This is a genomic window from Roseovarius litorisediminis (genome assembly GCF_900172295.1).
GTDB classification, from domain to species: Bacteria; Pseudomonadota; Alphaproteobacteria; order Rhodobacterales; family Rhodobacteraceae; genus Roseovarius; species Roseovarius litorisediminis.
Window position 1 is genome coordinate 49,156 of the sequence record NZ_FWFL01000007.1, and the last position, 13,159, is coordinate 62,314.

The following is a 13,159-nucleotide window of genomic DNA, read 5'->3' on the forward strand; positions in this document are numbered from 1 at the left end:
AGATTAGTGCCTCCGGCGGGGATATTTGCAGCAAGAAGAAACGGGGGAGCCCAACCCGGCCCCCCCTGGAAAAAGGGCAACCCTTTTCTCCTTGCACGGCCATCGGCGTCCCCGCCTGTACCGCAATACCAACTTGACACGATCTGGTTAACAGAACCTTGTTTCTTCTTGCCAAAAATATCCTCGCCGAAGGCATCCGACAGCCCGGCAGACACCAGAGCCTGCGGATGACGCGTGATCTTTCCCGTCTTATCAGGCCCCGGTCGATTGCCGTCGTGGGCGGGGGTGTCTGGTGCGCGTCGGTCATCGAGCAGTGCCGCAAGATGGGGTTCGGCGGGCCGGTCTGGCCGGTGCACCCCAGCAAGACAGAATTGGGGGGAATCGCGACATTTGCGTCGCTCGAAGCCCTGCCAGGCGCGCCGGATGCGGTGTTTGTCGGCGTGAATCGCAAGGTGACGATCGAAACCGTTCGAATTTTGCGCGCAATGGGCGCAGGTGGTGCGGTGTGTTTCGCCTCGGGCTTTCGCGAGGCACAGGCAGAAACCGGCGATGGCGACAGCCTTCAGGACGCGTTGCTGGCGGCGGCGGGAGATATGCCCATCATCGGCCCCAATTGCTATGGCTTTATCAATTATCTGGACGGGGCACTGCTCTGGCCTGATCAGCATGGCGGGGTGCGAAGCGGCAGCGGTGTGGCGCTGATCACCCAAAGCTCGAACATGGCGATCAATCTGAGCATGCAGGCGCGCGGGTTGCCACTGGCCTATGTCATGACAGCCGGCAATCAGGCGCAAGTGGGGTTGGCAAAAATCGGACAGGCCGTGCTGGCGGATGACCGGGTGACTGCGCTTGGAATGCATATCGAAGGCGTCGGCGATCTGCCCGCCTTCGAGGCATTGGCCGACATGGCACGGCGTCAGGGCAAACCACTGGTGGCACTCAAGGCGGGCCGGTCGGAACAGGCGCAGGCAGCAGCCGTGTCACATACGGCATCTCTGGCGGGCAGTGATGCCGGGGCGAAGGCCTTGTTGTCCAGGCTGGGTGTGGCACAGGTGGACAGCCTGCCCGAAATGCTGGAACTGCTGAAACTGTTGCATTTCGCCGGGCCTTTGCCGTCAAACCGTATCGTGTCGATGTCCTGTTCCGGAGGTGAGGCCAGCCTGATGGCAGACAGTGCTGTCGGGCGTGATTTGGAATTTCCAAAGCTGGACACGCGCCAGCGGGAGGGGTTGCGCGCTGCACTTGGCCCGATGGTAGCGTTGGCCAACCCCTTGGATTACCATACGTTTATCTGGGATAACGTGCCCGCAATGACCGACACCTTTGCCGCGATCCTGCAGGGCGATGTGGCCATGGGCTGTATCGTGGTGGATTTCCCGCGCGAGGACCGTTGCAGTATCGCCGCATGGGAATGCGTGATTACTGCGGGCGCAAAAGCGCAGCAGCGTGCGGGCAAACCGCTGGCATTGCTGGCCACCCTGCCCGAAGCCCTGCCCGAAGCGATCGCCTTGCGTGCGATTGACGCCGGGCTGATCCCGATGCTGGGAATAAGCGATGCGCTGACAGCGATTGAACGCGCCGCCTGGCTGGGGCAATCCCGGCCCAACGCAGCCCCCCTGCTGCTACCTAGCAGCAACGGCAAAACACAGGTGATATCCGAAGCTGCCGCAAAACAGGCACTGGCCGGGTTTGGCGTGGTTGTGCCCGCCGCAGAAAGTGTTGTCAGCGCCGATGACGCGGTAAAGGCGGCGGAACGCATCGGCTTTCCCGTGGTAATCAAAGGCCAGGGCGTCGCGCACAAATCCGAGGCCGGGCTTGTGGCGCTTGGGCTACAGAATGCCACCGAGGTACGCGACGCTGCAAGGGCCATGCAAAGCCCCGGATTTCTGGTCGAACAGATGATTGGCGGCGGCGTGGCCGAGTTGCTGGTCGGTGTGGTTTGCGACCCCGCACATGGGTTTGTTCTGACCCTTGCAGCCGGCGGGGTACTGACCGAAATTTTGCAAGACAGTACATCACTTTTGCTGCCCGTAACCGCAGAGGATGTATCAAAGGCATTGGACAGGTTGCGCATCGCCCCCATCCTGCGCGGCTATCGTGGCAAACCGGAGGCTGACCGCGCGTCTGTTATAGGGGCTGTAATGGCAGTGCAGAGTTATGTCACAGCCCATGCGGCCGTGCTGCAAGAAATTGAGATAAACCCGCTCATCTGCGGGCCCCAAGGGGCGATTGCCGCAGATGCGCTGATAAGGATTGGAGAGACGTCATGACAGACAACCCCATCAGAACCGAACGACGCGGCGCGGTGCTGGAAGTCACCCTGGACCGGCCCAAGGCCAATGCGATTGATCTCAAGACCAGCCGGATCATGGGCGAGGTCTTTCGCGATTTCCGCGATGATCCCGAATTGCGGGTGGCGATCATCACCGGCGCGGGCGAGAAATTCTTCTGCCCGGGCTGGGATCTGAAAGCTGCCGCCGATGGCGACGCGGTGGATGGCGATTACGGTGTCGGTGGGTTTGGCGGCATTCAGGAAATGCGCGCGATGAACAAACCCATCATTGCCGCCGTCAACGGTATCTGTTGTGGTGGCGGGCTGGAGTGGGCCCTGTCAGCGGATATTATTCTGGCTGCTGATCATGCCAGTTTTGCCCTGCCGGAAATCCGTTCAGGCACGGTGGCGGATGCGGCATCGGTCAAACTGCCAAAGCGTATCCCCTATCATATCGCCATGGAAATGCTACTGACCGGGCGCTGGATTGATGCCGAAGAGGCGGCCCGCTGGGGCATGGTCAACCGTCTGCATCCCGGCGATCAGCTTATGGCCGAAGCGCGGGCGCTGGCCGATCATCTGGCGTCTGGCCCGCCGCTGGTTTACGCCGCGATCAAGGAAATTGTCCGCGATGCCGAAGGCGCTACCTTTCAGGATACGATGAACAAGATCACCCGGCGGCAGTATCAATCGGTTGATGTACTGTATTCCTCAGAGGATCAGATGGAAGGCGCGCGGGCCTTTGCCGAAAAACGCGATCCGGTCTGGAAGGGAAAATAGACGCAGAGGGGCGTTCTTGACGTAGTCCCGCATTGGCTGACCGGTCCTGATGCCGGGCTGGGCTTTGAAATTCAGAACAATCTTGAAGCCTGAATTTCATCTGGACAAAGGCCATCGCGCAGAAAGGGATGGCAAGCCTGGTCAGCATCCCCTGCCCGACTGAGGGGAAGTGCGCGGGGTCTTTACCGCCGTTCGTGTTAACGCGCCCCGCCAAAAGCTGTTTCTCAGGTTTTGCAGGGCAATTTAGTCCACCCGGCGCTTCCGGCCCGAACCGGAACTCGTTGACTCTTTTGCGAAGGTCCGCTCTTTACGACAGCAAACGATGTTCTAATTTCGGCCTTGGATTTTCGGCAAGAAGACGTTCTGAAACCTACGTTTAGTACCTAACCCTAAAGCCGCTTTTCGACTTCGCGGATGAAATCTTCGCCGCGTTTTTCAAAGCTGTCGTATTGGTCAAAACTGGCTGCTGCCGGGGCCAGCAGCACGCATTCCCCCTCTCCGGCCTCGGCCATGGCCTGGGCTACAGCGTTGGCCATTGTTGTGCACACCTGCGCCTCAACCCCGTGTAACTGCATGGCAAAATTAGCCGCTTCCCGCCCGATCACATAGGCTTTGAGGACATGTTGCAGGCCGGGCTTCAGGCCAGCAATCCCGCCTTCCTTCTCCAGCCCACCGCAAATCCAGCGGATTTTCCTGAACGCTTCCAGTGCCTTAAGGGCGCTGTCAACATTTGTCGCCTTGCTGTCGTTGATAAAGGTAACACCATTTGCCTCTGCTATGAGCTGACTGCGGTGTGGCAGGCCCCCAAAACTGGCAAAGCCCTTTTCGATCACTTTGGGCGCCAGCCCCAAAGTGCGACAAGCCGCGTAGGCTGCACAGGCATTCTGGTGGTTATGCGACCCCGGCAAGCCTTTGATATTCCTCATATCAATCGATCCCGCCTGCCGCCCCTTGCGGTATTCAGAAAGGAATCCCTTACGTGCAAAAACCGACCAGCCGGGCCCGGAAAGCTTACGCTCTACCGACACACGGATCACCCTGTCATCACTGGCCCCCTCACTCATTTGCCCCGCCAGAAACTGTCCTTCTTTTTCGTCCACACCGATGATTGCACGATCTGGCCCACCTTCAGCAAACAGCCTGCGCTTGGCAGCGAAATACCCACCAAGCCCTGCATGCCGGTCCAGATGATCCGGTGAAAGATTAGTAAAAACAGCAACATCCGGGGTCAGAGCCCGCGCAAGGTCGGTCTGATAACTGCTCAGTTCCAGCACCACTACACCGCCGCTTTCGGGTGGGTCGATATCCAGAACACCCCGCCCGATGTTACCCGCCAATTGCACGGGTTTGCCTGCCTCGGACAACACGTGATGGATCAACGCGGAAGTGGTTGATTTTCCGTTACTTCCTGTGACCGCAATCACCTTTGGCGTGACATCCAATTCCTGCCATTCCGAAGTTGCGAAAGAGCGAAAAAACAGCCCGATATCATTATCCACTGGTACACCGGCCTCAAGGGCCAGGGCCACCACCTTGTTGGGTTCAGGATAAAGATGCGGGATGCCCGGGCTGACAATAAGGCTGGCTATATCTGCAAAAGCGCCATCTCGGGAAATATCTTTGATTTCAAAACCTTCAGAGTGCGCCCTTTCGCGGGCAGCAGGATTATCATCCCAGCAGACCGGGTGCGCGCCACCGGCACGCAACGCCCGCGCCGCACTCAGGCCTGAGCGACCCAACCCCAGCACCGCCACCCGTTCGCCTTCAAAACCCAAAACCGGAATCATGCCAAAGCCCTTTTTTTCTCGCGCAGAATGGTCGGTTTCCTAACGCGTCGCAAGACAATCAAACTGCGGTATCAGTAAGCCGCTGGTGGCTGCCACAGTTCAATCGGGTTTCCCTCGGGGTCATGGATACGCACAAAACACCCTGCTTCAGAATTCCACTCATCGCGGTTTTCCACTGCATTCGCCTTTTACGAGCCACCCTGCAAAGGCGAATGGGCGGTCCCTTTATCGTACTTTAAGCGTAGCAAGACCGATCATCGCGAGGATCAAGGCAATGATCCAGAAGCGGATCACAATCTGCGGCTCGGCCCAACCTTTTTTCTCGTAGTGGTGATGAATGGGAGCCATCAGAAAGACCCGTTTGCCGGTGCGTTTGAAATAAAGCACCTGAATGATCACCGAAAGCGCCTCGACCACAAACAGGCCGCCGACAATACCCAGCACGATCTCGTGCTTTGCGGCCACTGCAATGGCCCCCAAGGCGCCACCCAGGGCCAGCGATCCGGTGTCGCCCATAAAGACAGCCGCAGGTGGTGCGTTGTACCACAAAAAGCCCAGACCGCCGCCGAATAGCCCTGCACAGAACACAAGGATTTCGCCGGTACCGGGCACGTAATGCACATCAAGATATTCGGTGAAGTCCACCCGGCCCACCGCATAGGCAATGACGCCCAGCGTGCCTGCAGCAATCATCACCGGCATGATCGCCAGACCATCCAAACCGTCGGTGAGATTGACCGCGTTGGCGGCCCCGACAATGACGAACATGGCAAATGGGATAAAGAACAGGCCCAGATTTAACAGCGTATCCTTGAAAACCGGCAGGGCAAGTTTGTATTGCAGTGGCTCGGGATGGTACATCGTGGCCCAGTAACTTGCGATGGCAGCGATCAGAAATCCCAGGCCCAACCTTACCTTTCCGGGTACGCCTGACACGTTTTGTTTGGAAACCTTTGCGTAATCATCAGCGAAGCCGATCAACCCAAAGGAAATGGTAACAAACAGAACCAACCAGACAAACGGGTTGTCCAGTCGGGCCCAAAGCAAGGTCGAGGTCAGCAGCGCCCCCACAATCAGCAACCCCCCCATGGTGGGTGTACCGGATTTGGCGAAATGGGATTCAGGCCCATCGCTACGGATGGGTTGGCCCTTGCCCTGCTTGCGACGCAGCACATTGATTAGCGGCTGACCAAAGATAAACCCAAAGATCAGCGCGGTCATGAATGCCCCGCCAGACCGAAAAGTGATGTAGCGGAACAGGTTAAATGCGTCCCCGCCGTCCGACCATGCGGTCAACCAATAAAGCATCTAGCTGTCCCTCTTGTGCTGGCGCGGCATACGCCCTGCCCGTCGCAGCGCATCGACCACAAGGCTGACACGGCTACCCTTCGATCCCTTGACCAGAACCACATCGCCTGCGTCTATCACGCGATGTACCCGGTCTGCCAGTTCTTCTGCGGTTTCAACCCATTTACCGCGGCGTCGTTCCGGAAGGGCCTGCCAGAAATGGCGCATGAGCGGGCCAACGCAATGGATTTCGTCCAGGGCCTCAATATGGCGTGATCGGGCAATATCACTGTGCAGAGCGACCTCGTCAGGCCCCAGTTCCAGCATATCGCCCAGAATGGCAACACGACGCCCCTTGGATACCCTGCCCACTCCGTCGCGCGGCGCAGAGGCGGCCAGCACCTCAAGCGCTGCCGCCATCGAGGTGGGGTTCGCATTGAAGGCGTCATCAATCAGGTCGATGGTCAGGTCCTCGTCCGCCGTGTCAAGCAAGACAGTTTCACGCGTTCCCCGACCGGGCGGCGGAACCCAGTTGGACAGCTCGATCGCGGCCAGCCCCAGATCAGCCCCCAAAGCGTCGACCACGGCAAGCACGCCAAGGCCATTCATAGCAAAATGGCGCCCGGCGGTCATAATCTTGAACAACATAGGCCCGCCCAGAACCTGCGCTTGGACAACCGTGATATCATCTGCAAGAGTAACACCCTTAAGGGTGAAACTTTCGCTTTGTGCACCAAAGGGAACAATCCGCGCGCCCGCGGTTCTGGCTTTCTCAAGCAGGATCATGCTTGTTTCCAGATCGGCATTGATCACCGCCACGCCACCGGGTTCCAGCCCTTCAAAAATTGACGCCTTTTCAAGGGCGATTCCCTGGATATTGTCAAAAGCTTCAAGATGGGCTGCAGCAACGGTCGTGATCATCGCCACATCGGGCCGAGCCATGCGGGACAAGGGCGCGATTTCACCGGGATGGTTCATCCCGATCTCGATCACCGCGAATTCTGTGTCGACAGGCATCCGCGCCAACGTCAGCGGCACACCCCAGTGATTGTTGTAACTGGCCTCAGCCGCGTGGGTTTTGCCCTGAGCCCCCAGAACCTGGCGCAACATTTCCTTGGTTGATGTCTTCCCGACCGAACCGGTTACCGCGACAACGCGCGCCGAACTGCGGGCACGGGCCGCGCGACCCAACGCTTCAAGCCCCATCAGGACATCATCAACGATAAGCAGTGGTGCAGTTTCAGCGACCCCATCCGGGATATAGCTGACGAGGGCTGCCGCCGCGCCATTTTCCAAAGCCTTGGCGACAAATTCATGACCGTCGCGCGCAGCTTTAAGGGCTACAAACAGGTCACCAGCCTGCAGCGTTCGGGTGTCGATTGAAACACCCGTGGCTTGCCAGTCTGTTGTGGAATATCCGCCTGTCGCAGCGGCGGCATCGGAAGCAGACCAGAGTGTCATGCCATCCCTCCATCCAGCGCCGCGACCGCCACGCTTGCCTGTTCGCTGTCATCAAACGGAAGAATACAATCCCCAATAGTCTGGCCCGTTTCGTGCCCTTTACCCAACACCAGCAAGGCATCACCGGGTCCCAGACAATCGACGCCGCGCAAAATTGCTTCGGCGCGGTCGCCAACCTCGGTTGCGTCATGACACCCCTGCATGACCGCTGCGCGAATGCTGGCGGGGTCTTCGGATCGGGGGTTATCATCGGTCACGATCACCAGATCGGCGTTGTCTGCCGCCGCCTGCCCCATCAACGGACGTTTGGCAGTATCACGATCGCCACCAGCCCCTACGATAGCAACAAGCCGGCCCATCACATGCGGGCGCAACGCCTTTAGCGCAGTCGCCACCGCATCAGGCGTATGGGCATAATCAACGAACACAGCCGCACCGTTTTCGCGGGTGGCGGCCAGCTGCATCCGGCCACGAACGGTTTTCATTTGTGACAGGCTTTCGAACACGCGGCCCGGATCAGCGCCTGCACCAATTGCCAGTCCGGCTGCCAGCAATACGTTTTCTGCCTGGAATCCGCCGATCAGGTTGAGGCGCAGCTGATGAATGCGATCTTCCCACGAAAACCGCACCTCCTGCCCCGTGGCGTCAAAGCGTTGCGCCTGCAATTGCAGATCAGCACCGGGGCTGCGGCCCACAGTGATCAGATCCTGCCCGCGATCCGTAGCGATGGCCGCCATTTCAGGGCCACGCGGATCGTCAATATTGATGACTGCCACGCCGTCTTCCGGCAATACGCGCGAAAACAATCCCGATTTGGCGGCAAAGTATTCGTCAAATGAGGCGTGATAATCCAGGTGGTCCTGGGTAAAATTGGTAAAGCCAGCAGCAGCCAGCCTGACACCATCCAGTCGCCGTTGGGCCAGCCCGTGACTGGAGGCCTCCATCGCAGCATGAGTCACGCCGGCGGCATCGCACTCGGCCAGCAACCGGTGCAGGGTAATCGGTTCCGGCGTTGTATGCGCCAACGGTGCCGAATAGGCTCCCTCAACCCCTGTGGTGCCCAGATTCACCGCATCAAGATGCAAAGCCTCCCAGATCTGGCAAGTAAAGGATGCGACGGATGTCTTCCCGTTTGTGCCGGTTATGGCGACCATTACTTCAGGCTGCGCGCCGAACCAAAGCGCCGCAGCATAGGCCAGTGTCTGCCGGGGATCTTCGGCGACGATCAGCGCGGCGTCGCTGTCGGCCAACACCTCGTGTGCGATGCGCGCACCCTCAGCGTCGGTCAGTACGGCCGCGGCCCCCATGCGTAACGCATATTGGATAAATTCACCCCCGTGCACGCGCGTGCCGGGCAGCCCTGCAAAAAGAAAACCTTCCTTCACGTCACGGCTGTCAACCGCAATACCGGTCACGTCTGCGCGCCGCCCGCCCTGAGCCGTCAATCCCAGCTCTGCCAATGATTTTTTTTGCCCCACCGCGATCTACCCTACTCCGGCCAAATGCGCCTTGCCCTACCCTAATACTGGGGCATCAGACAAGACGCGTGCCACACTTTTACATTGCGGGCGTTTCACATCGGCAGAGTGGCCTCACCCAGACACAAAACGCTTCAATTCGATGTCAGCGTTATACCAGCCAATTCCCCGGGTTCAATCGCAGGTCGCAAACCCAACAAGGGTGCCACACGGCGAATGATCTCGGCGGCGACCGGCACGGCCGTCCATCCTGCTGTACGGCGCGGTTCACTGCCCGATGTTTCCACTGGTTCATCCAGCGTGACAACCAGCACATATTTCGGATCATGGGCGGGGAAAAAGCTGGCAAACGTCGCTATGACCTTGTCATTGTAATATCCGCCCCCACGTTCTTTGGGCTTGTCAGCGGTTCCTGTCTTGCCTGCCACGGCATAGCCCGGCACTTCGCCAAAGCTGGCAGTGCCTTCGGTGACAACCTGACGCAGCATTTGCCGCGCCGCCGAGGCTGTTTGTCGTGACATAACGCGCGGGCCCAGCTGGTTTGCGGGTTGTTGCAGCAACGTCGGTTTAACCATGGTGCCGCCATTGGCGATCGCAGCATAGGCCGTGGCCAGATGCAGCGGACTTGTCGATAGCCCATGTCCATACGAGATTGTCATCGCCGAAAGTTCAGACCATTTAGGTGGCAACAAGGGCTGGCCGCCTTTGGCCTCGACCATTTCGAATGGCACAGAATCCAATAAACCCAGTGACTTAAGAAACTCCTGCTGCCGGTCCGCACCAATCATCTGGGCGATCCTGGCAGTCCCTATATTTGAGGATTTGACAATCACCTTGGTTACCGACAGCTCGGATCCGTAGTTGTGGAAATCCCGGATCCTGTGTTTGCCCCACCGCATCGGGCCCTTGATGTCAATCATGGTCGACGGGTTAAGCAACCCCAGTTCAAGCGCCTGACTGACTGCGAAAATCTTGAAGGTCGATCCAAGCTCATAAACACCCTGCACAGCCCGGTTGAAAAGCGGGCTGTCGCTTGGGTTGCCTGTCGTCGGCGGCCGGGGGCGATCATTGGGATCAAAATCTGGAAGCGACGCGATGGCAATCACCTCGCCTGTGTGAACATCCATCAGCACTGCCGCAGCGCCTTTGGCATTCATGATGTTCATACCGCCAAAAAGAACCCGCTCGGTCGCCGCCTGCACTGACAGATCCAGAGACAAACGCAGAGGCTGATGACCCATCGCTGGGTCGCGAAGACGATCATCATAGAATTTCTCGATACCGGCGACCCCGATCACCTCTGCCGCGTGAACGCCTTCGCGACCAAAGCTGGCTCCGCCCAGAACATGGGCTGCAAGCTTGCCGTTGGGATAGAGGCGCATCTCGCGCGGGCCAAACAAAAGCCCTGGCTCGCCAAGTTCATGCACCGCTTGCATTTGCTCGGGGCTGATTTTCTTTTTGATCCACAGAAACTTGCGTTTGCCGGTGAAATCCTTGAGCAGCCGGTCACCGTCAAGGTCGGGAAAGATTTCAGCCAGCTTTTGGGCAGCCTTTTCAGGCTCGATCAGCTGTTGAGGCTGGGCATAGAGGCTATGGGTTTCGAAATTGGTGGCCAGAATGCGCCCCTTGCGGTCTACGATGTCCGCGCGTTGCGCAAGAATTTCGGCACCCGCCACACTGGCGCGTGGTTCGGAAGGCTCGGAATTGGCCAGCACACCCATGCGCCCGCCGATCAGGGTAAAAGCACAGAAAAACATCATCCCCAGAACCAACAGGCGCCCCTCGGCCCGCAGCCGCGAGCGATCCCGCATTTCCTCGTGGCGCAGGCGGATATTTTCGCGTTCGATTGCATCGGGGTTCTCGCCTTTGGCACGCGCCTCCAGAATACGGGCCAGCGGACGTAGCGGTGTTCGGATCATTGCAGCCCCTCCATGTTGGAGACATCGACCGGGTTGGTGATCGGCAACAGATCATCCTCGGGCGGAAAGGCCACCTGATCGATCTTGCCAAACTGGTAGGGCTGCAGCGGCAAAAGCCCCAGCTTGTCATAGTTGATTTCAGCCAGATCCCGCAGCCGGTCAGGGCGGTTGAGATAGGCCCATTCGGCATTAAGCACACGCAACCGCTGCCGGGCATCGGCGATTTGGCGCTGCAGTTGCTGCGCCTTGCCCTGCGCCTCCTGTGTTTCGTAATTCTCGCGGTAGGCCCAAAAGGCCAGCCCGATCACCGCCAATGCGGTCAGCGCATAAAACAGGCTGCGCATCAGTAATCCCCTTTTAGTAGTGGCATGCCAATTGCCTTCCGGTCGGTTTTGCCCGCCGGCGCATTGGTGCGGATGGCAACACGCAGTTTGGCGCTGCGCGACCGTGGATTTTCGGCCAATTCAGTTTCATCCGGGCCAATGGCCTTGCGTGACTTTAGTGTAAACTGCGGCAATTCATGCTGGATTTCCGGCGCATAGCGACTGCCCCTGCCACTGCCACCCGACCGGGCCTGCAGGAAGCGTTTGACCATGCGGTCTTCGATCGAGTGAAAAGTCACCACCGCCAATTGCCCGCCGGGCCTGAGCGCGCGCTCCGCCGCTTCAAGCCCCGAAATCAACTCACCATATTCGTCGTTCACCGCGATACGTATCGCCTGAAAACTGCGGGTTGCCGGATGGGCTTGCCCCGGCTTGGAGCGCGGCAGGCATTTTTCAATAATTCCTGCCAGTTGCAGCGTTGTCTTAATTGGCGATATGGCGCGTTCACGTACGATGGCATGGGCAATGCGGCGGCTTGCGCGCTCTTCGCCGTAAAGATAAAGGATATCAGCCAGAACGGCCTCTTCAGCGTCATTGACCAGATCGGCTGCAGACCGGCCCCGCTGACTCATCCGCATATCCAAAGGCCCGTCCCTCATGAAGGAAAAGCCACGTTCGGCCTGGTCCAGCTGCATCGAGGACACACCCAGATCCAGAACAATCCCGTCCAGATCCTGACCGTAGTCGTCCATCTTGGAAAACGTGCCAAGCACCAGTTCCAGACGGTCGCCATAGGGCGCACCCCACGTCGTCGCCATCTCAAGCGCCATCGGGTCGCGGTCAACGCCGATCACTTTGTCAGCGCCTGCCTCAAGCAGAGCGCGCGTATACCCGCCCGCCCCCAAAGTCCCATCCATCCAAGTGCCCAGAACGGGTGAAACGGCCGCGATCAACGGACGCAATAAAACCGGGATATGAGGGGCATCAACAGGGAGTGCGGCCGCAGCAGCCATGGCTTAGTCCCCTTTCGCGCTATCCAGATAGATCAGCGGATCAAAATCGTCAGGCAGTTCATCCAGCCACGTTTCGGTTTTGGAAAGCTCTTCTTTTTCATAGGTTTCCGGCTTCCAAACCTGAAAAGTATCGCCCGCGGCGATAAAGAACGCCTCGCCTTCAAGGCCGATTTTCTGGCGCAGCTTGGCCGGCAGAACCAGGCGGCCGGTTTCATCTACGTTTGTAGGAAAGGATTGGCCCTGAAAAAGGCGCTGCAGCATTTTGCGCTCCATCGAGCCACGCGGCAGGCTGGCGATTTGCGCATCAACCTCGTTGATCGCTTCAATCGTGTAGCATTCAAGATAGTTGCGGCGGTGGTCGCCATAAACGATGACCAGTTCGGGGTTCAGCCCTTCGGTCCAGTTAGGGTCAGATGCCTCCAACACACGGCGAAAAGAGGCCGGGATTGACACCCTGCCCTTTGCATCCACCTTGTGGTGGCTTTCACCTCTGAACCTGCGAACCACTGTACCCTTGGCCCTTTATACTTGCCCCCCGGAAAACTAACCCCTTGAAACGAAACGACGGATTGAGCTGCTGCCACTGCCCAATCCGCCGCCCTCGTCCCGCGTTGCGGGGTATGTCCAGCTGCGCGCGCCACCTGGGGGGATGTCTGCTCGCCCGCGCGCCGGATCCTTTGTTCGATGAAAGCGGGGCCTGTATGAAACCTGACTTGGGAGATTTTGCGGGGTCTTTTGTGCGCCCCTTTATTCCCGACCTCATCGTGTTACTAGGGATGCCATGGGAATTCATGGAAATCAACAAGTATTTACGGGAAAATGCTACATCATCTTGTGCT

General features: G+C 58.6%; 10 protein-coding genes. 2 read left to right on the plus strand and 8 right to left on the minus strand.

What is annotated here, in order from left to right; genetic code table 11:
- Nucleotides 1–227 precede the first annotated feature (227 nt).
- Both PEL8287_RS13730 and PEL8287_RS13735 read left to right on the plus strand, forming a co-directional pair.
- Nucleotides 228–2,270, plus strand: a complete 2,043-nt coding sequence (locus PEL8287_RS13730) for an acetate--CoA ligase family protein (RefSeq protein WP_085893165.1) — start codon at nucleotides 228–230, stop codon at nucleotides 2,268–2,270.
- Entirely contained in the window at nucleotides 2,267–3,052 is a 786-nt protein-coding gene (locus PEL8287_RS13735; RefSeq protein WP_085893004.1) for a carnitinyl-CoA dehydratase, read from the plus strand. The genes PEL8287_RS13730 and PEL8287_RS13735 overlap by 4 nt, the downstream gene beginning before the upstream one ends.
- Before the next feature lie 389 nt (nucleotides 3,053–3,441).
- Here PEL8287_RS13735 and murD read toward each other — a convergent pair whose 3' ends face one another.
- The 8 genes from murD to mraZ form a co-directional block, all read right to left on the minus strand.
- Nucleotides 3,442–4,839, minus strand: a complete 1,398-nt coding sequence (gene murD, locus PEL8287_RS13740) for a UDP-N-acetylmuramoyl-L-alanine--D-glutamate ligase (protein WP_085893005.1) — start codon at nucleotides 4,837–4,839, stop codon at nucleotides 3,442–3,444.
- 225 nt (nucleotides 4,840–5,064) lie between these two features.
- Nucleotides 5,065–6,147 carry a phospho-N-acetylmuramoyl-pentapeptide-transferase gene (gene mraY, locus PEL8287_RS13745; RefSeq protein WP_085893006.1) on the minus strand — a complete coding sequence of 361 codons (1,083 nt, stop codon included), beginning with the start codon at nucleotides 6,145–6,147 and terminating at the stop codon, nucleotides 5,065–5,067.
- The gene (locus tag PEL8287_RS13750) at nucleotides 6,148–7,587 is read right to left on the minus strand and encodes a UDP-N-acetylmuramoyl-tripeptide--D-alanyl-D-alanine ligase (protein WP_085893007.1); all 1,440 of its coding nucleotides are present in this window, start codon (nucleotides 7,585–7,587) and stop codon (nucleotides 6,148–6,150) included.
- The gene (locus tag PEL8287_RS13755) at nucleotides 7,584–9,065 is read right to left on the minus strand and encodes a UDP-N-acetylmuramoyl-L-alanyl-D-glutamate--2,6-diaminopimelate ligase (RefSeq protein WP_085893008.1); all 1,482 of its coding nucleotides are present in this window, start codon (nucleotides 9,063–9,065) and stop codon (nucleotides 7,584–7,586) included. Before PEL8287_RS13755 ends, PEL8287_RS13750 begins: the two co-directional genes overlap by 4 nt.
- A 134-nt stretch (nucleotides 9,066–9,199) precedes the next feature.
- On the minus strand, nucleotides 9,200–10,984 hold the full coding sequence (locus tag PEL8287_RS13760) for a peptidoglycan D,D-transpeptidase FtsI family protein (protein ID WP_085893009.1): 1,785 nt from the start codon (nucleotides 10,982–10,984) through the stop codon (nucleotides 9,200–9,202).
- Complete coding sequence (ftsL, locus tag PEL8287_RS13765; RefSeq protein ID WP_176228649.1) at nucleotides 10,981–11,328, minus strand: cell division protein FtsL; 348 nt, start codon at nucleotides 11,326–11,328, stop codon at nucleotides 10,981–10,983. Before ftsL ends, PEL8287_RS13760 begins: the two co-directional genes overlap by 4 nt.
- Nucleotides 11,328–12,320 (minus strand): 16S rRNA (cytosine(1402)-N(4))-methyltransferase RsmH, encoded by a 993-nt coding sequence (gene rsmH, locus PEL8287_RS13770; RefSeq protein ID WP_085893011.1) that lies wholly within the window; start codon nucleotides 12,318–12,320, stop codon nucleotides 11,328–11,330. Before rsmH ends, ftsL begins: the two co-directional genes overlap by 1 nt.
- Nucleotides 12,321–12,323: 3 nt before the next feature.
- A complete protein-coding gene (gene mraZ, locus PEL8287_RS13775) occupies nucleotides 12,324–12,827 on the minus strand; it encodes a division/cell wall cluster transcriptional repressor MraZ (protein ID WP_085893012.1) in 504 nt (167 codons plus the stop codon).
- Between the last annotated feature and the right edge of the window lie 332 nt (nucleotides 12,828–13,159).

Excerpts from the sequence above, each read along its gene's own strand:
- PEL8287_RS13730 (WP_085893165.1), top strand. The coding sequence starts at position 228 with ATGACGCGTGATCTTTCCCGTCTTATCAGGCCCCGGTCGATTGCCGTC.
- PEL8287_RS13735 (WP_085893004.1), top strand. The coding sequence starts at position 2,267 with ATGACAGACAACCCCATCAGAACCGAACGACGCGGCGCGGTGCTGGAA.
- murD (WP_085893005.1), bottom strand. The coding sequence starts at position 4,839 with ATGATTCCGGTTTTGGGTTTTGAAGGCGAACGGGTGGCGGTGCTGGGG.
- mraY (WP_085893006.1), bottom strand. The coding sequence starts at position 6,147 with ATGCTTTATTGGTTGACCGCATGGTCGGACGGCGGGGACGCATTTAAC.
- PEL8287_RS13750 (WP_085893007.1), bottom strand. The coding sequence starts at position 7,587 with ATGACACTCTGGTCTGCTTCCGATGCCGCCGCTGCGACAGGCGGATAT.
- PEL8287_RS13760 (WP_085893009.1), bottom strand. The coding sequence starts at position 10,984 with ATGATCCGAACACCGCTACGTCCGCTGGCCCGTATTCTGGAGGCGCGT.
- ftsL (WP_176228649.1), bottom strand. The coding sequence starts at position 11,328 with ATGCGCAGCCTGTTTTATGCGCTGACCGCATTGGCGGTGATCGGGCTG.
- rsmH (WP_085893011.1), bottom strand. The coding sequence starts at position 12,320 with ATGGCTGCTGCGGCCGCACTCCCTGTTGATGCCCCTCATATCCCGGTT.